This window comes from Geosporobacter subterraneus DSM 17957, from assembly GCF_900142145.1.
GTDB classification, from domain to species: Bacteria; Bacillota; Clostridia; order Peptostreptococcales; family Thermotaleaceae; genus Geosporobacter; species Geosporobacter subterraneus.
This window is the reverse complement of sequence record NZ_FQZV01000023.1, coordinates 15,153-33,171: the sequence shown is the minus strand read 5'-3', so window position 1 is coordinate 33,171 and position 18,019 is coordinate 15,153. Positions and strand designations below refer to the sequence as shown.

Annotated in this window: 19 protein-coding genes; 17 read left to right on the top strand and 2 right to left on the bottom strand. The window is 40.0% G+C overall.

Going from position 1 to position 18,019, the window contains the following annotated elements; translation table 11 throughout:
- Nucleotides 1-25: 25 nt before the first annotated feature.
- From BUB56_RS09755 to BUB56_RS09715, 10 genes are all read left to right on the top strand, one after another.
- A complete protein-coding gene (locus BUB56_RS09755; RefSeq protein WP_110941129.1) occupies nt 26-799 on the top strand; it encodes a ParA family protein in 774 nt (257 codons plus the stop codon).
- Complete coding sequence (locus BUB56_RS09750; protein WP_110941128.1) at nt 800-1,669, top strand: ParB/RepB/Spo0J family partition protein; 870 nt, start codon at nt 800-802, stop codon at nt 1,667-1,669.
- 311 nt (nt 1,670-1,980) lie between these two features.
- Nucleotides 1,981-2,892 (top strand): PhzF family phenazine biosynthesis protein, encoded by a 912-nt coding sequence (locus tag BUB56_RS09745; RefSeq protein WP_110941157.1) that lies wholly within the window; start codon nt 1,981-1,983, stop codon nt 2,890-2,892.
- 265 nt (nt 2,893-3,157) lie between these two features.
- Complete coding sequence (locus BUB56_RS20210; RefSeq protein ID WP_207650424.1) at nt 3,158-3,433, top strand: sodium ion-translocating decarboxylase subunit beta; 276 nt, start codon at nt 3,158-3,160, stop codon at nt 3,431-3,433.
- Nucleotides 3,434-3,449: 16 nt separating this feature from the next.
- Nucleotides 3,450-3,686 (top strand): hypothetical protein, encoded by a 237-nt coding sequence (locus BUB56_RS09735; protein ID WP_110941127.1) that lies wholly within the window; start codon nt 3,450-3,452, stop codon nt 3,684-3,686.
- Nucleotides 3,687-4,147: 461 nt separating this feature from the next.
- Nucleotides 4,148-4,288, top strand: a complete 141-nt coding sequence (locus BUB56_RS19400) for a hypothetical protein (RefSeq protein WP_190014383.1) — start codon at nt 4,148-4,150, stop codon at nt 4,286-4,288.
- Nucleotides 4,289-4,584: 296 nt separating this feature from the next.
- Entirely contained in the window at nt 4,585-5,340 is a 756-nt protein-coding gene (locus tag BUB56_RS09730; RefSeq protein WP_110941126.1) for a TIM barrel protein, read from the top strand.
- Nucleotides 5,341-5,590: 250 nt separating this feature from the next.
- The gene (locus BUB56_RS09725; protein ID WP_190014381.1) at nt 5,591-6,097 is read left to right on the top strand and encodes a transposase; all 507 of its coding nucleotides are present in this window, start codon (nt 5,591-5,593) and stop codon (nt 6,095-6,097) included.
- A 209-nt stretch (nt 6,098-6,306) separates the two neighbouring features.
- On the top strand, nt 6,307-6,828 hold the full coding sequence (locus BUB56_RS09720; protein ID WP_110941124.1) for a GNAT family N-acetyltransferase: 522 nt from the start codon (nt 6,307-6,309) through the stop codon (nt 6,826-6,828).
- Between the two features lie 53 nt (nt 6,829-6,881).
- On the top strand, nt 6,882-7,349 hold the full coding sequence (locus BUB56_RS09715) for a GNAT family N-acetyltransferase (protein ID WP_110941123.1): 468 nt from the start codon (nt 6,882-6,884) through the stop codon (nt 7,347-7,349).
- 142 nt (nt 7,350-7,491) lie between these two features.
- Here BUB56_RS09715 and BUB56_RS09710 read toward each other — a convergent pair whose 3' ends face one another.
- Nucleotides 7,492-7,896 (bottom strand): hypothetical protein, encoded by a 405-nt coding sequence (locus BUB56_RS09710; RefSeq protein ID WP_110941122.1) that lies wholly within the window; start codon nt 7,894-7,896, stop codon nt 7,492-7,494.
- A gap of 281 nt (nt 7,897-8,177) precedes the next feature.
- Here BUB56_RS09710 and BUB56_RS09705 point away from each other — a divergent pair, with 281 nt between their 5' ends.
- The 4 genes from BUB56_RS09705 (at nt 8,178) to BUB56_RS09690 (ending at nt 11,263) form a co-directional block, all read left to right on the top strand.
- Complete coding sequence (locus tag BUB56_RS09705) at nt 8,178-9,326, top strand: aminotransferase class V-fold PLP-dependent enzyme (RefSeq protein WP_110941121.1); 1,149 nt, start codon at nt 8,178-8,180, stop codon at nt 9,324-9,326.
- A gap of 121 nt (nt 9,327-9,447) precedes the next feature.
- Nucleotides 9,448-9,975: a DUF4446 family protein gene (locus BUB56_RS09700; protein ID WP_110941120.1), complete on the top strand. Its 528-nt coding sequence runs from the start codon at nt 9,448-9,450 to the stop codon at nt 9,973-9,975.
- A 9-nt stretch (nt 9,976-9,984) separates the two neighbouring features.
- The gene (locus BUB56_RS09695) at nt 9,985-10,869 is read left to right on the top strand and encodes a diacylglycerol/lipid kinase family protein (RefSeq protein ID WP_110941119.1); all 885 of its coding nucleotides are present in this window, start codon (nt 9,985-9,987) and stop codon (nt 10,867-10,869) included.
- A gap of 127 nt (nt 10,870-10,996) precedes the next feature.
- Complete coding sequence (locus tag BUB56_RS09690) at nt 10,997-11,263, top strand: YkuS family protein (RefSeq protein ID WP_110941118.1); 267 nt, start codon at nt 10,997-10,999, stop codon at nt 11,261-11,263.
- Between the two features lie 28 nt (nt 11,264-11,291).
- Here BUB56_RS09690 and yyaC read toward each other — a convergent pair whose 3' ends face one another.
- Nucleotides 11,292-11,894: a spore protease YyaC gene (gene yyaC / locus BUB56_RS09685; RefSeq protein ID WP_110941117.1), complete on the bottom strand. Its 603-nt coding sequence runs from the start codon at nt 11,892-11,894 to the stop codon at nt 11,292-11,294.
- 316 nt (nt 11,895-12,210) lie between these two features.
- Between yyaC and BUB56_RS09680 the strand changes: the two genes are divergently transcribed.
- The 3 genes from BUB56_RS09680 to BUB56_RS09670 all read left to right on the top strand — a co-directional run bounded on the left by BUB56_RS09680 (nt 12,211) and on the right by BUB56_RS09670 (nt 17,977).
- Nucleotides 12,211-15,603 carry an efflux RND transporter permease subunit gene (locus tag BUB56_RS09680; RefSeq protein WP_110941116.1) on the top strand — a complete coding sequence of 1,131 codons (3,393 nt, stop codon included), beginning with the start codon at nt 12,211-12,213 and terminating at the stop codon, nt 15,601-15,603.
- Nucleotides 15,572-16,663, top strand: coding sequence for an efflux RND transporter periplasmic adaptor subunit (locus tag BUB56_RS09675; protein WP_110941115.1), 1,092 nt, complete (start codon nt 15,572-15,574; stop codon nt 16,661-16,663). The genes BUB56_RS09680 and BUB56_RS09675 overlap by 32 nt, the downstream gene beginning before the upstream one ends.
- Nucleotides 16,664-16,903: 240 nt before the next feature.
- Nucleotides 16,904-17,977, top strand: a complete 1,074-nt coding sequence (locus BUB56_RS09670; protein WP_110941114.1) for a geranylgeranyl reductase family protein — start codon at nt 16,904-16,906, stop codon at nt 17,975-17,977.
- Nucleotides 17,978-18,019: the final 42 nt, after the last annotated feature.

Sequence of the window (18,019 nt, the reverse complement as noted above, 5' to 3'; positions counted from 1 at the left end):
TACCAAGAAATGTGAGGTGATTTGGTTGGGGAAGGTTATTGCTATATTTAATCAAAAAGGTGGTGTTGGAAAAACAACAACCAATGTAAATATTAGTGCTTGTCTTGCAGCAAAGGGAAAGAAGACCTTAGTGATCGATATAGATCCACAGGGAAATACCACCAGCGGATTTGGAATTGATAAGACCAGTCTGGAGTATTCCATGTACGATTTAATTATCGGCAGTGCAAATGCAAAACAATGTATCCTGGAGACCAACCGTGAAAATTTATATATTATTCCTTCCAGCGTACAACTGGCGGGGGCGGAAATAGAGCTGACGGAGATGGATGAGCGGGAAAAGATCTTAAAAATGGCCATTATGGATATTAAACAGGAATATGATTATATTTTCGTAGATTGCCCTCCCTCTCTTGGCTTGCTGACCATCAATGCGTTGACGGCCGTTGACAGTGTATTGATTCCCATCCAGTGTGAGTATTATGCCTTAGAAGGTGTAAGTCAATTGATGAATACCATAGAGCTGGTAAGAAATAACTTAAACCCGGATCTTATGATCCAGGGCGTAGTATTAAGTATGTTTGACGGCAGAACCAATCTATCGATTCAGGTAGTTGATGAGGTAAAAAAATATTTCCGGGGAAAGGTTTATACGACTGTGATTCCACGAAATGTTCGATTGGCTGAAGCACCTAGCTACGGTTTGTCCATCGTTGAATATGATCCAAAATCTAAGGGAGCGGAAGCCTACATGGAGCTGACGGAAGAGTTTTTAGATTTAGAAGAGGATGTGATATAATTGGCCAAAGTAAAGGGTGGTTTAGGTAAGGGCTTAAACGCTTTAATACCAGCAAATAAAGAACCTCTGACAGCCAGCAACCCCCAAAAGGGTGAACCATATAAAATATCGATTCAAGAAATTCGTCCCAATAAAGACCAGCCTAGAAAGCACTTCGACAAGGAAAAGCTGGAAACCCTGATAGATTCCATCAAAACCCATGGATTGATACAGCCCATCGTTGTAAGGCCCGTTGACCAGGGGTATGAGATTGTAGCGGGAGAACGCCGATGGAAGGCCTCAATAGAAGCCGGCCTTAAGGAAGTCCCTTGTATTATTAAGGAAATGGATCAAAGAACGGGACTTGAGATTGCACTGATCGAAAACCTCCAAAGAGAGGATTTAAATGCCATTGAAGAAGCCGGTGCTTATAGACAGCTGATGGAGCTCTATGGATTAACTCAGGAGGAATTAGCCCAGGTGGTGGGGAAAAGCAGACCCCACATTGCCAATACCTTAAGGCTTTTAAATCTAGGTGAAAAGCTAAAGCAAATGGTTGTAGAGGATAAGATTACCAGCGGTCATGCAAGGGCACTGCTGCGTATAGAGGACAAGCAGCAGCAGTTGGAGACAGCACAAAAAATCGTTGAAAACCAGCTTTCTGTTCGGGAAACAGAAATTTTAGTTGATAACATAATAACGGTAAAAGAAAAAAAGAAGGCAAATAATAAAATGAAGGATTATCATCTGGTTTCCTTAGAGGATGCATTAAAGAGCCTTTTAGGCACGAAGGTAAACATTGTTAAAGGAAAGAAAAAAGGAAAAATTGAAATAGAATATTACAGCGATGAAGAGCTGGAGCGTTTAATCGAGCTGTTTCAACGGGTATAAGGTTTCACTGTTTCACGTGAAACCTTTCATGCTGTCTGGGAAATTATTGAAAAAAGTGACCTCGTCAAAGTCCCTGTTCGGAAGCTTAGGAGGGGCTTATTGAGCAACAATAATTTGTCAACAACTTGAATAATTGACGAGAGTCAATTTTATTCTTTTAAGGAATAATTTTACTGTGCTTCCTGAAGTGAAAAATCTTTTTCCATTTATAAGATGTGGACAGAAAAAGGGCTTTATACTATGATAAAAGAGTAATTATGTGTCTAATTCTATCCTCTATTTAAATAGATCAAGAGAAATGGGTGATGCCAATGGAGAAAATTATCTATCAAGTAGATGCATTTACAGATATACCCTTCGGCGGGAATCCTGCTGGAGTGGTTCCTGACGCTGCAGGACTTACAGACAGACAAATGCAGCAAATTGCCAGAGAGATGAATGTTTCCGAGACTGCTTTTGTGACAAAGCAAAAGGGTGGCACGGCTGATTTTCATGTACGTTTTTTTACTCCTACGCAAGAGGTGGATCTATGTGGACATGCAACCATAGGAGCCTTCTTTGTGTTGGCGAAAAAAGGGTATATTGAAGGGGATGGAGCAGTAAAGATTGTAAAGCAAAAAACCGGTGCAGGGATATTACCTGTAGAGATTTATTTTGAAACCCATGAGGTTGCCCATATTTATATGACCCAGGCAAAGCCCCAATTTGTTTTTTCTGTGCAAAATAAAAAAGAACTGGCAGAAATTATGGGCATAAAGGAAACAGATATTGGTTTGGAGGGAATAGAGGCAACCCCCCAGGGAATCTCTACGGGACTCCCGGATATAATTTTGCCTGTAAAAAGCCTTGATGTATTGAAGAACATTCGTCCGGACTGGAATGCTCTGGCCGCCTATAGCAATCGGTTAGGTGTAGTAGGGGTACATGCTTTTTCTTTAGAAACAGAAGATAAAGGTTCAAGCCTTGCCTGTAGAAATTTTGCGCCTGCTGCCGGAATCAATGAGGAGGCGGCAACAGGAACTTCCAATGGAGCCTTAGGAGCCTACTTGATCCAAAATGACATCATCCTGTGGGCGGGAGAACACACACTGCTTTGCGAACAAGGCTACTATATGGACAGACCAAGCAAGATCATGGTGAAGCTGGAAGGAAGCAAAGAAGATCTGATTGTAAAGGTTGGAGGAAAAGCTGTAATTACACTGGAAGGTGTTATGATGGTATAAACCGCTGAAATAGGCGGTTTTTATTTTTACAAAAAAATATGGGAACAAATTGAGAATCTATAGTATCCTATAAGTAAGGTCTTTTACGATCTTTATATAGATAGCACCAGGAGGAGTAAAATAGAGGAAACTTTTACAACGTAGATTATAATTTTTTAATAGCACTATAGTCTTGGAACTCTTTGTGGCTGGAACTTCTGAATAAAAGTTAAACTGGCTTTGAAAAGAAATTGAAAAGCAGCATTTGAGGGAAGGAGATATATAAATGAGAGAAATAAAATGGACCTTTAGCATACATATCATTGCTTCTTTTATTATCTGGAGTCTTCTGCAGATTTTTAACATGCTTTTTAATATCAATAAGCAGGCGGCCAGTATCGGTATCATTGGCGGTGCTGACGGGCCTACAGCTATATTCATTTCTGGAAAAATTATCGACTGGTTATTTTGGATAAACCCCTATAACCTGATCTTATTTGCAGTTTTGCTGTTTCTATTTAAACCTGCAAAGCAGCTGATAGAAAAGAAATTACAAAAATAAGCCAGGAGGGAATAAATTGAAAAATTTAATTCTTTTTCTTGTGAGTTTCATTGTAGCCTATGCGTTTTTAGGTCTTTTGTCTACTTTTTTTATGACTGTTAAGCGGACACCGGATGCAACTGTTTGGGATATTATAAGAATTAAATTTTATATTGTTCTTAACTTTGGGTGGATTCCGAAAGCTGTGCTCGCAGCAGTTTATGCAACGGTTATAGGAAGATACTTTTATGAGAGGGCCGAGGATCTTGAATAGGAGGGGTATGCACCTAAATGAAATATGGGAGTAGAAAGACCTTTGATGAATACCTTAAAGCATATAACCGAAAGAGGAAATTCTATAACATTGTGCTGAGCATAGTGCTCTTTGCTTTATCCCTTTATATGATTTTTCAAGTAAAGGGAAGTTTCCTGTTGCTGTTTTAGTTAGCCGTTTGATTATCTATATTCTTTCTTCGAAATAGTAGGGGAGGTGTTATCAGTGAACAAAAAAATACAAAATCTGCTTTATATTAATAATATGGTTCTGTTGATCCTTATTATATCAATGAACGTTCTTCATATTAGAGTTCCAAAGCTTCTTTCATATTATCTGTTGGTAACGGCATCTTTCTATCTGATACTATTCTTTAAAAGCCGCTTCAAGTAAGCTATATGGACAAAAAATGGATACAGGAATGTGAAAAAGACCAATTGTAAAATAGGAGATCGTGAGAAATGTTAGGTTGTATTGTCATATTTATTATCGTGATGTTTACTGGATGGTTCATTGGCACCTTAAATGATATACAGGTGAAGGTGACAAATATAGAAGCTATCTTAAAGGATAAAGAGAAGGGAGGAGGAAGCAATGACTAGATATGGAATCTTTACAATGGGTTATTCATTTTCCAGTTGATTAATTCGATACTGATTATTGGAATTATATATATCTTTTATTATTTGGCTTTTAAGCTGCCAAAGCAAATGAAAATGAATATGGAGCGGCTGCAGAGAATAGAACGCCTCCTGGAGGATATCCGGGAAAAACAGATTGGAAGCAGTAAAGATAGAATGTGTTTCACGTGAAACAATTATGAAAAGGAAATCGGAACAAAAGAGAAAGAGGATTTAAGAAATTATATAGAGAATAAGTATATCCAACGGAGGAGTCTATGAATATTGGTATTGGCTTTGATATTAATCATGTAGACCGGTCACTGATCAAGCAGATCAATATATTAAATATAGAAAACCCGCAATATCCCGGATTTTTAAATTGTATAGACATAGAGTCCAAAAACAAAATAAGGGAACTAGGTTTTCGCGGAAGTATAATAGTAGATGGTCCATATATAGACTTAAATCCGGGAACACCAGAACCTGCTATAAGAGAAGTAGTTAGAAGAAAGGTGTTGGAAGCCATTGATTATGCAAAATCTATAGACGCTAAGGAAATTATTTTCTTGTCTACCTATTTACCCATTATTCAGGTTGAATTCTATGACAGGGGATGGATAGAGGGGTCCATCCAATTCTGGAAAGAGATAACCTGTAGGGAAAAAGTGCTGCGGATTTCTCTATGCAACACCTTTGAATATCATCCAGACCATATGATAGAGATCATAGAGCAGGTAAATGAAGACAACTTAGGATTGGCCCTAGATATTGGTCATGTGCTGGCCTATGGGAAAATTGGAATCGATGAGTGGTATGAGAGGGTAGAGAAATATATCCATACCCTTTATATTCACAGTAATGAAAGAGCTGGGGATCTGCACATGAATATTATGGAGGGACAACTCCTAAAGGATCAGGGTTTTATGAGAATAAGACATAGGATGAAGGAAAAGAATCTAATTCTAAAACCTTTTCATAAGAATAGGTTAGTAGAAAACATTAGCACATTGAAGGCGTTTACAACAGGTTAAAGGGTATTTTTTCAATTGCAATATAAAGGCAAATAAGAAGTAGGGGAGGGTCTCTGTGTCCTCCGAGAAAAGATAAGAAAAAAAGGATTGGCGGGCATGGAAACCTGCCACTACAAGGCACAGTGGCATGAATGAAATAGTAGGGGAGGGTCTCTGCGCCCTCCCGAGAAGAATAAATAATTAACCAAGGTGTGGCATGAAATCTCTCATTGAGCTATCTAAATTCTATTACTTATGGGAGGTATTAGTAATGGAAGAGACTCCACAAAGAAAAACTATGAGATTAAAGGATTATGACTATTCTCAAAATGGGTACTACTTCGTAATAATATGCACTCATGATCGACAGAATATATTAGGCAATATAGTAGGGGAGGGTCTCTGTGCCCTCCCAATGATAGAGTTAACAGACCTTGGTCAATATGTGGAGGAAGCGGTTATCCATTTGCCTAAGATCTTTCCTCAGGTTTTGATAGATCAATACTGCATAATGCCTAATCATATCCATGGAGTTTTAATACTGCAGAATGCTGGCGGGCATGGAAACCCGCCACTACAGGAGATCATCGGAAGATTTAAATCTTATACTACCTACGTGTATAATAAAAATCAAAAGAACAAGCCCTTATGGCAGCGAAGTTTCTACGACCATATTATTAGAAATCAGAAAGAATTAGATGAAATCAGAAAATATATTCAGGAAAACCAAATGAAATGGTATGAAGATAAATATTATACAGAGTCAGGCAAGGTGTAGAATGTGAGGTGTTAAGAAGGCAAGGGAAGAAACCTTTGTTCTCCTAAAAAAAATAAAAACAGAAACGAACTGGCGGGTATGGAAACCGCCACTACGAAGCACTGGGGTATAAATGAAGTAGTAGAGGAGGGTCTCTGTGCCCTCCCGAAAATAAACAACATGGGAAAGAAAATATTTCGCTTTCAATGAGTGGTACCAGGAGGAGCACAATGGAAGTAATAAAAATCAGTCTGCTTCAGGAAACAGACACAGAAGAGCTCTATCAATTCGAATTGGAGAACAGGACTTTTTTTGAAAGAATGGTATTGACCAGAAGAAATGAATACTATGACCCGACAGTTTTTAAAAGTATCATGAAAGAACTAGTGGAAGACCAGGAAGAAGGCTGCCACTATATGTATTTAAACAAGGATTCCATGGAAAACATTATAGGTCGGGTGAATCTAGTATCCATTGCAAGAGGCTGTTTCAATAAGGCGGAATTAGGCTATAGAATCGGCGAGGTTTACAATGGTAAAGGGTATGCTACAAGGGCTGTAGGAATGGTTTTGGAGGAGGCCCAATATATTCATAAGTTGCTCCGTATCGAAGCCGGCATATCTCCCGAGAATATCGGTTCACAAATCCTACTGATCAAAAATGGCTTTCAATTTTTCGGGCGTAATCATCAGTACATCTACCAGAATAGAAGGTGGCACGACAGCATAAACTTTGAAAAGATTTTAGTGTAAGAGTTAAGGTGAGAAGCAGTAAAGATCATGAATAATAATGGAGGAGGAATTTGATGGATCATTTAGAGTTTATACAGGGCGATAAAGAATTGCTGGACTTAGTGCAACCACTATGGGAAAAGCTGAATAATCACCACCAGCTTCATTCCAGCTATTTTCCTGATAAGTTCCGGCAGCAGACCTTTAATGCAAGGAAGCGTAAATTTATAAATGATAGTAACCTAGATTTGAAGATAGATTTGGTAAGAGACAAGGAGATCAATGCTTATATTGGTTACTGTATCAGTACGGTGAATAAGAATGGGATCGGAGAAATCGATTCTCTCTTTATTGAGAAAGCGTACAGGAAATATGGGTTGGGAGACCAGCTTATGAAAAGGGCTTTGGAGTGGCTGGACCGAATGGAGGTAAAAACGAGAATAATCGGTGTAGCGGAAGGGAATGAAGCGGCTGTGGAGTTCTATAAGCGTTATGGTTTTTTTACGAGAAGAATTATCTTAGAACAAAAAAACAGTAATTAGCACTCTTCCGGAAAATATTTTTTCTCATTGCTCTTCCATAAGGAGTTAGCTCGTATTAAGCCAAAAATAGAGAAAATGACCATCGAGGAAGAGCCATTAAATAAAAAACTTCAGTCAAAAAAGTTCCAATTTCAACCTATTTTTAAATACAGTGGAGATTACTGCTGCAATACCGGGTAAAATGCCCCGGTGAAAATATGTCATTCCAAAACACAAAGGAGAATCTGCCTTTTTCCCGTTTCAGATCCCATTCTACCTTCTCCTTCTGGAATTTTTCAAAGTAGTCCTGAATTTCCCCTGTTTCTACCGACCGATTGTCAATGATTAACACATATTTCATATTTAAAAATTTTTGCTTGGCATAAATAAGAAACTGGTGATCATCAATAGTAAACCAAATCATATCTCCATCTTTTGTCATTTCTATACCTTCTAGGATCTTCCGGTCATTAGTATAAACGATGACCTTTCCTGAAAAGCCGCCATGAAACATCTCTATACAATAGGACCTGTTACCCGCCTGGGTTTGCCAGTATTGTTTTGCCATAGGATTTTCCTCGCTTCTAATGATATAAAAATACTTGTTAAATATAGTATAGAAAAAGGATTGGGAATATGTTAAATATTGGTAAACTTTATTACAGGGAGATTCATATAAATGGTTTCTATTTCAACTATAAATAAATCTCTGTTATAATAAGAAGGTGAAAACGTATAACTGTTTCACGTGAAACAAATTTTTCCACTGAGCGAATATTATAGTAATACCATATACTATAATATGTTGAAGGATAAAATCGAATAGAGCTATATTAAAGAGGTGAAATCATGGTATATTTAGATAATGCTGCCACTACCTATCCAAAGCCGGAAACGGTATATCAGGCTATGGACCGATGTATGCGGGAGTACAACGCAAATCCTGGAAGATCAGGGCATAAGATGGCTTTAGCATCGGGGCGAAGCATATATAAAACGAGAGATTTATTGTGTCAGTTGTTTCATATCGACAATCCTATGCAGATTATTTTTACTCAGAATGCTACAGATTCACTAAACCTGGCTTTAAAAGGTCTCTTAAAATCTGGGGATCATGTTGTGACCACAAGCATGGAGCATAATTCTATGCTGCGGCCGATTATGGCCTTAGAGGAGTTAGGTGTAGAAAACACGATTGTACAGTGTGATCCTACAGGGGCATTAGATCCAAAACAGATTGAAGCTGCCATTAAACCGAATACAAAGTTGATTGCCATGACCCATGCCTCCAACGTAGTAGGGACTTTGATGCCCGTAGAAGAGGTAGGAGCCATTGCCAGGGAAAGAAAGATATTGCTGTTGGTAGACGCTGCCCAGACTGCAGGTGTATATCCTATTGATGTACAGAAAATGAATATAGATTTGCTGGCAGCACCGGGACATAAAGGGCTCATGGGACCTCAGGGAACGGGAATTCTTTATATTCGGGAAGGTATTGCATTAAGACATATGAAAGAGGGCGGAACAGGCAGCAAGTCAGAGTATTTGACCCAGCCGGAGATTCTGCCGGACAGGTATGAAAGCGGCACCCCCAATACACCAGGAATAGTAGGTTTGGGAGCGGGAGTAGCATTTATATTAGAGGAAGGCATCGAAAAAATCCGGGCCCATGAAGAGGAATTAACAGAATACTTTCTAAAACAGTTAAAAAAGATTCAGGGAATCGTCTTATATGGTCCTCAGGATCATCGAAAGCAGGCAGCGGTTATTTCTCTTAACCTAGGAGAGGAAGATTCTTCGGAGGTAAGCTATGTTTTGGATCAGGTATTTGACATCGCTGTTCGTTCCGGCCTTCACTGTGCACCCATGGCCCACAAAACCATTGGAACCTTTGAACAGGGAACCGTTCGATTCAGTATTGGATACTTCAACACAAGGGAAGACATCGATAAAGCAGTAGAAGCCCTGATGCGGATCAAAGAAGAGCTGGAAGCATAAACGAATAAACTAGTAAAAAATAGCATGTTCATTCCTTCGACATGCTATTTATTTTTTTTGCTTTCCATGAGATAATAGAGTCGGAATCAATATAAAATCTGGTTGGATAGAGGGGAATTTAATGAATATTGTGTTTGATTTTGTTAAGGAATACAGCGAACTCATATTATTGTACAGCGGAATCTTTAATGTCCTGGCATTAGCGATGATTCTAATCCAGGGAAGCAAATTATCCAAGCTGGATAAGAAATGCAGCAGTCTGGCCCGTGGTGTAGACAACCAAAGTCTAGAAGAAATTATTCATAAATACTATGAAAAAGTAGATCAGGCAGACATCCGTGTAAATCAAATGAACAAGAAGCTAGAGGTTATGGATGAGAGACTTTTAAAATGTGTGCAAAAAGTGGGGGTTGTCCGGTACAATGCCTTTGACGATACTGGAGGAGAATTAAGCTTTTCCATTGCTCTTCTGGATGATCAGCATAATGGCTTTATTATTACCAGTATCTATGGCAGAAGCAATAGTGCCATGTATGCAAAGCCAGTGAAGAAAGGGAAGGCAAGCTATGCTTTGTCCGCTGAGGAAATGCAGGCTTTAGACCGTGCAAAAAGCAATACCTTGGACGAGTATGCCAAGATGATTTCATAGGAGTGACGTATGGGGATACTATTTATTGTCAATCCTGTTGCTGGGAAAGGCAAAAGCTTAGAATATGCAGCCTATATCGAACAGACTTTAAAAGAGAAGGCTGTGGACTATGCATTGAAATTCACCAGCTGTAAGGGAGAGGCAGAGCAGATTGCGAGAGAGGCTGCTTATGGCATCTATGAAAAGATTGTAGCCGTAGGTGGAGATGGTACTGTTTATGAGGTAATCAACGGGCTAGTGGGGGGAACAGCTGCTCTGGGTGTTATTCCAGCAGGTACGGGAAATGACTTTGTAAAAACCATAGGGATTTCTCAAAATCTGGAGGAAGCACTGGAGACAATTCTAGATGGGAAAAGCATTTCTATTGACTGTGGAAAAGTAAATGATCGTTATTTTATCAATGTAGCCAGCGTGGGATTAGATGCAGAGATTGCTAGAAAAACAGAGGAAATCAAACGCTATATTTCGGGCCCCACAGCTTATGTAGCCGGTGTCTTTAAAACTTTATTTCAGTATGAGCTGCAGCCTGTAGAAATTACGATAGATGATTGGAGCTACAAGGGAAAAATAACCCTCGTTGCAGTGGGAAACGGTAAGTACTATGGCGGTGGCATGAAGATAGTACCTACTGCAGAAGTAGACGATGGATATTTTACCATATGCCTGGTCAAGCCTATGTCAAAGTTGAAAATGCTCCGGTTATTCCCTACGATTTTTACGGGAGATCATACGAAGGAGCCGGAGGTAGAAATACTGAAAGGAAAGAAAGTAAAGGTTCACAGCAGAGAACCTATGATTTTAAATACCGATGGAGATATTATCGGCACAACGCCTGTAACCTTTGAAGTGATAGAAAATAGAATTGCTGTTATTGTTGCTGGAAAAGATACATAAAAAATTGTGGTTTTAAGAAATCTGCTTTTGTCAACAGCCAAGAAATATAAGAACCTGTATAAACAAAGGAAATGAAAGGTATAAAGAACCATCCTTCTAGTCATAATACTGCTAGGAGGTGGTATGGATGCCGAAGATCGTAGCAATTCAGAGCGGCCTAGAAAACGTTGGAAGAGAGCTGGAAGCCAGAGGTTATGAAGTAGTCCATGAAAACTTTGATGGATTTGTAGATGCCATACTATACGACAGTGACAGGAGCCGCTTAAGCTACCTGAATAATTTTGACAATGTAATTGACATGGATCGAGGTGCCCTGGTAATTAATGCGAAGGGAAAGGGCATCGATGACATCATATATTCTATCGAGAGAAGAAGCTACGAATCTCTATTTTAATTGCTCAAATATAAAGGAACAGTCAAGATTAATGAAATCCAGACTGTTCCTTTTCTGTGGTTTTTGAGAATTTCCATAATGCATACTGAAAGGCTTCCGAAACCGTATCTGCCATTTTCATCACCAGATTGAGCCGCGTATTTTGGAGGATAATGTATTCCATAAAACCACCCAGATTGACGATACCTGTGATATGCAAATCTCCTACGGCGGGAAGCTCCTTATTGACTCCAGCGCCGGGTTTTAATGGACCATGGCCTACGGTTACATAGCCAATCCTTTCCAGCTTACCCAGACAGGCATCAATGGCAATCACAAAGGGATCCCGGTAAGTGCTATATACATATTCGATAGAATCCTTCAAGTTTTTAGCATGTACAGGCTCGTCCAGTGTTCCATGGACAAAAACGTTATTATAGCGTCGAAGGCCCTTATCCAGCTTATATCCAATCAAGGGACCGAGGGAATCTCCCGTGGATCGATCAGTACCAATACACATAATAATAAGGTCTCTTTCTGGATTACGGTAATAGGTTTGCAGATAATCTATGAGAATCCTGCTAAAGGTAGAAGTGGCTAGGGGGGAATTCACATTGATGGAAGAATCTTTTATGACAGCCGTCGTGTTCATAGGTGGTAAGTCACTCCTTTTTGCCTGTTATAATTTAAGTTTCTCCGAAACTGATCTATAAAATACATTATGAAGTATGTCCAAGAAATAGAACTAGAACAATCCTATTCCAATAAAATATCTGAGTAAGGTATCAGGAAAACTAAAAAATTATATCAAACCAAGCAGACAAAACAACTTTATTACCGTAAAAGGAAATGCAAGGAAAGAAAAATGAAACTTTTTTGATAAAAAAGTGTATAGTAAGAGAGCATTTATTTTTTCGAAAGAAACACTTTAGTCTCTATATAAGAGATATGGAAAGAAAGGAGACAGTATGGAAGAAAAAAGAAATGAAAGACATATCCCTGAACTGGAAGAGAAGATAAATATTCTTGGCAGATGGTCCAGCTTTTTTATTGACCGCTATAGAATTGTATATCTGCTGATAACAGTGATCCTTGTTTGGGGAATCACAGCTTATTTTGAAATGAAAAGAGAACTTCAGCCTGAAATTGTGCTGCCCTATGGATATGTTCTGACCACTTATCCGGGAGCTGCACCGGAGGAAGTAGAAAAGCTGTTGACCGACAAGATCGAAAAGAAAATGGACGAAATGAACAGGGTAAAGCAAATTCTGTCTACCTCGGGGTACGGGTATTCCATGGTATTTGTAGAATTTGAAACCGGTGTGGATATCGACGATGCAGTACAAAAAATGCGAGAAAAAGTATCCAGTATACAAAATGAACTGCCTGCGGATGCAGAGACACCAGAAGTAAATAGCTTTGAGACCAATAACGCACCGATCATGATTATTAACGTCAGTGGTGATTATGATCTGGTATCGCTGAAGAGCTACGCAGAAAAAATAAAGTCCGACCTGGAACGGCTGAAAGAAGTTTCCAGCGTACAGATTATAGGGGGATTGGAAAGGGAAATCAAGATCATTGTAGACCCTCAGAAATTGTCAGCCTATAACCTTTCATTGGAGCAAATCAAAAATGCAATTATGCTTTCTAATGTGAATTTTCCGGGAGGCAATATAAAGCTGGATAATAAAAACTATAATATTCGTACCGTCGGAGAGATGAAACAGGCGGCGGAGTTAGAAAATGTAGTACTGACCTATATGAATAACAGCCCCCTTTATTTAAAGGATGTGGCTGTGGTAGAGGATGGCCACCGGGAACCGGAATCATACTCCAGAATGTCTTATGGCTTAGACACGGAACAGCCTGCAGTAAAACAATCGGTTGCCATCGCCGTAAAGAAAAAAGAATGGGCAGATATTATTAGAACCAGTCAAAAAATACATGATCTTTTAAAGGAACAAAAAGGACGCTTATATCCGGAAAGCTTGCAGGTAGAGGTAAGCGGCGATACGGCAGTTTATGTAAAGGATGAGCTGGGCACTGTTATTAATAACTCTAAGTCAGGCTTGCTGCTGGTTATAACCGTATTGTTTCTATTTATCGGCTTTGCAGAATCCTTAGTAGTATCCTTCGTTATTCCCCTATCTATATTTATCGCCTTTGGTCTGATGAATGCTACGGGAATGACCTTCAACAGTATAACATTATTCTCATTGATTCTGGCAGTGGGGATGCTGGTGGATAATGGGATCGTCATCATGGAAAACATTGATCGCCTTCGGTTCCTTGGTTTATCCTCTGAACAGGCGGCAAAGGTAGGCACCAACCAAATAGCTCCAGCTATTGCATCTTCCACGTTGACCACACTGGCGGCATTTTTTCCGATTATGCTGACCCCGGGGATTATGGGTGCTTTTATCAAACCAATCCCCCAAACGGTTATGTTCGCACTGACGGCATCCTTTCTAGTAGCCGTTACCATAACCCCAGCCCTATGTACCATGGCACTAAAAGGACATCGCAGCAATGGACAGGGAAAATTAAGCAAAGCGAAAAAACTCTTTCAGAAGGTTGGTTCTGTATTGCTGGTCTTGATTTTGACCATGTTTGCTTTCAAGGATAGTGAAGGCGGCTTGATGGGTTTCGGTACCCTATCCTTTGTTTTTGGATTTTTATTTGCAGGGGGTATGGCCCTAAAGGTCATTCGAAAAGGAAAATCGGAAAAAGAGAGCTTTATTATAAAAACCTATGGAGACCGGCTCTATAAGATCATTCAGAACAAATGGAGAAGAAGAGGCGTAATCGCTATTATCGTAGGGGCCTTTGTGCTCAGTATGTCATTGATTCCCTTAGGAATTTTGAAGGTAGAAATGTTTGCCACCACAGACTATACCCGCATATATGTAGATATTAAAACACCTAACGGCACCAGCTTAGAAAGGACTTCCGCTGTTGCGGAAGAGGTTGAAAGGCGATTGTTCCGGTTTAAAGAAATCAAAAGCTTTGTAAGCAATATCGGGATGATTGGTGCAGATAGTATTGATGAATTTCAGGTGGGTTCCGGTGGCACGCCTAATATTGCAAGGGTAATTATTGATTTGGTAGAAGAAAAGGAACGGCAGCGCTCCAGTATGGAAGTTGCTGCAGAGATGCGACAGGTGCTGAAAGACATTCCCGGTGCGGAAATCAATGTCCGGGAGCTGGAAAGCGGTCCCCCTAGCGGAAATGCCATCACTATCCGTATTAAGGGCGAGAAACTGGAAGATATCCGGAAAGCGGGAGATGATTTTGTAGAGATTCTAAAAGGTATACCGGGTACCATAGATGTGAAAAATAGTATGGCAGAAGGAACACCGGAAATTCAGATTCATGTAAATAAAGACAGGGCTGCCCTTTATGGTTTAGACAATATGACTGTGGCAATGGGCATCCGAAATGCGGTTCACGGGCTAAAGGCAACAACCTTCCGCAATAACCAAGAGGAAATTGATGTAATGATTCGTACATCCAGGGATAAATTAGAAACCGTAAAAGATTTGGAAAAAATATATTTTTACTCTAGATTTGGATATCCCGTTGCATTTTCCCAGGTTGCTTCTATTGCAGAGGGAACCAGTATCCTGACCATTGGTCATGAAAACTTGAAAAGGCAGACCAATATTACAGCGGACCTAGCTACCGGTTATATTGCAACGGAGGTTACCAAAGAGTTTCAAGCAGCTATAGCCAACTATGCTTTTCCAGAGGGAGTAACCATAGAGTATGGCGGAGAAGTAGAGGATATGCAGGAGTCCTTTACGGATATGTTTAGAAACATGATTATTGCTGCCATATTGGTATTCTTAATATTAGCCATACAGTTTAACTCCCTGACACAGCCATTGATTATTTTATTTACAGTACCAATGGCTCTCATCGGTGTAATGCCGGGACATGTGATTACAGGCAACAACTTTGGCTTTGTATCCTTTATTGGTGTGGTTGCACTGGTTGGAATTGCGGTTAATGATGCCATCGTACTGGTAGACTATATTAACTATTTAAGAAAAAATGGTTATGGACTCTATGATGCAGTAAAAGAAACAGGAATGACACGGTTTATACCGGTTATGGCCACAACCATTACGACGGTAGGCGGAATTTTACCGATTACCCTCAGACAGCCATTCTTTGCACCACTGGGTTATTCATTAGTCTTTGGATTATGTGTTGCAACGGTGCTTACTTTAGTGGTGATCCCAGTGCTTTATGTAATGCTGGAAGAATTTAAGGGATGGAGAAAAAATAGAAAAAATCGTCGGTTACTGAAAGGAGTCGGTAGACATGAAGAAACTTCTGATATTACTCCTGCTTAGTAGTGTCTTTGCTGGGGGCTGCAGCAAGGAGACAGGAGTCAAAGCAGAATCAGATAATAGTGAACAGTCGCCCCAGCAGGAAATTACCTATGTTAAAACTATGCCTGCAGGGTTAATGGATTTTACAGGAAAATTGTCTTTACCTGGAGTATTGAAGCCAAGGGAAGAAGTAATGGTTTCAGCAAAAGCCAGCGGAGCTGTTGGATCCCTCTACGGTGAAGTAGGGAGTAATGTAAAAAAGGATCAATTGTTATGTAAAATAGATGATACCCTGTTTCAGCTCCAATTCAATAAGGCTGCTACTGCATTGAACATGGAAAAAATCAAGGTGGAAAATGCAGAAAAAGCTTATCAGCGTATGAAAGCCCTATATGAAAGCCAAGCCATCTCACAAACAGAATACGAAGGGGCAGAGACCCAGTATCGTATGGCCAAGGAGTTATTCGATCTGGCACAAAATGACTATAACCTGGCTAAGGAGAACCTTGCCTATACCAATATTTATGCACCCATATCAGGAACCATCAGTATGAGGGATGTGGCTATAGGCGAAAATATCGGTCCGGGAAAAACGCTCTTTACCATTGTAGATGTCAGCAGTCTCTATGTGGAGGCGGGGATCTCAGAAAAGGATATTGGACTGGTGAAGGTAGGTCAACAGGTAATGATGAAAATGGATGCCCTAGGGGGGCGGGAGCTTCAGGGTAAAATTACAAGTATTGGTCCAGTACCCATGGAGCCGGCTAAAACTTACCCCATAAAAATACTGGTGGATAACCGAAATCAGCAGCTAAAAGCAGGAATGTTCACCACCATAGAGATTGTAACTGAAAGCAGAAAAGAAGTATTAGGTGTGCCAAAGGAAATCATTATTGTAGAGAATGGGAAGCAATATCTTTTCGTAAAACAGGGTGACCAAGCGGTAAAAAAAGAAGTAACTACAGGAATGGCCATGGACGGATATGTAGAAGTTACGGGAGGGCTACAGTCAGGAGAAGAGATAGTTGTGGTAGGACATGAAAAACTGGTGGATGGCGCATTGGTAGAAGTAAAGCAATAAAAAACAGAAGGAATAGCTATTATTAAAAGAGCATCTTATTGTAAAATGGATGCTCTTTTGCTTAGTGCAAAAAAAGAAAGCATGTGCTTCAGAAGAAAGGGAAAACTAAAAGAATAAATGCATAATTTCTGTGCCGTTCCGCTGAATGTAAAATTTCTCAGTCACACAGCTAATAGGATATGAATTAAGAAGCTACAATTTTTCACTATATAAAAAAGCCTTAGGGGTGAAGGAAAAGCTATGACAGCAAATCGTGAATGCTATGATGTTATCGTGGTGGGGGCTGGCCCTGCCGGATCTACTGCAGCAAGGAAGCTGGCAATGGCAGGCTGCAGCGTACTATTGATAGATCAAGCAACTTTTCCGAGAGACAAGCACTGCGGCGGTCTTATTCCAATAAAAGCTTTGAGATTGCTGGATTTTGAAATACCAAAAAGATCTACTTTGAATGATATATACAGCATTACGCTTTATAGTCATAGTATGAAGGCCTCTACCCATCAAGATTATCAGCTGCTGGGCAAGACAGTACACCGAAAAGACTTTGATCACATATTGCTTAATCAGGCGATTGCCCAAAGGGTGAGATTTTACCAAGGCACGAGGCTCCAGCATATTGTGGAGGAAAAGGGATATATTCGGGTAATTACCTCCACCGATGAGTATCTATGCAGTAAGGTACTGGGGTGTGACGGAAGCGGGAGTATTGTAAAAGGATTTGTGGAGGGGGAGCTCCCCTTAGACCGGTACAAAATGGGCTTTGCAGTGAATGGGCTGCTTTCCGTAAACCAGCGTGAAGCTTTTGAGGATTTTAAGCTATTCAGTGTACCCTTAGCGTTTTCAATGGGCTGGGCTATTCCACAAGGAAACTGCATAAACGTAGGAATTGGAGGACCCTCCTATCAAAAAAAACAACTGGCAGACCACTTTAAAGAACATATTGCAAAAGTAGCAAGGCTGTATCCCAGCAGCGGGGAACCTAAGAACTTCAGAGGGTCTTTTTTGCCTGCCGGCGGCTTTCGGAGGAAGGTTCAAAAAGGAAATATATTATTGGCGGGAGATGCGGCGGGTTTAGTAGACTCCTTTACCGGAGAAGGAATCTATTATGCAATGCAAAGCGGCAGTCTGGCAGCGGAAAAAATTATTCAAGGGAAAACATCAGAGTTTGAAGCCGCTTGTAAACAGGTATTTCATCGTCAGCTTCAGAAGTCGCTGATTTTTAGCTTATTATGCTATAAAAAACGCTATACGGAGCTGTCTTTTTTAAGAAACCTTCAGTGCAGCAAATTTTGTAAAACCATAAAAAGTAAATAATTTTATGAAATTTGAAGGGATTATGGAGACCTAAATCGAAAA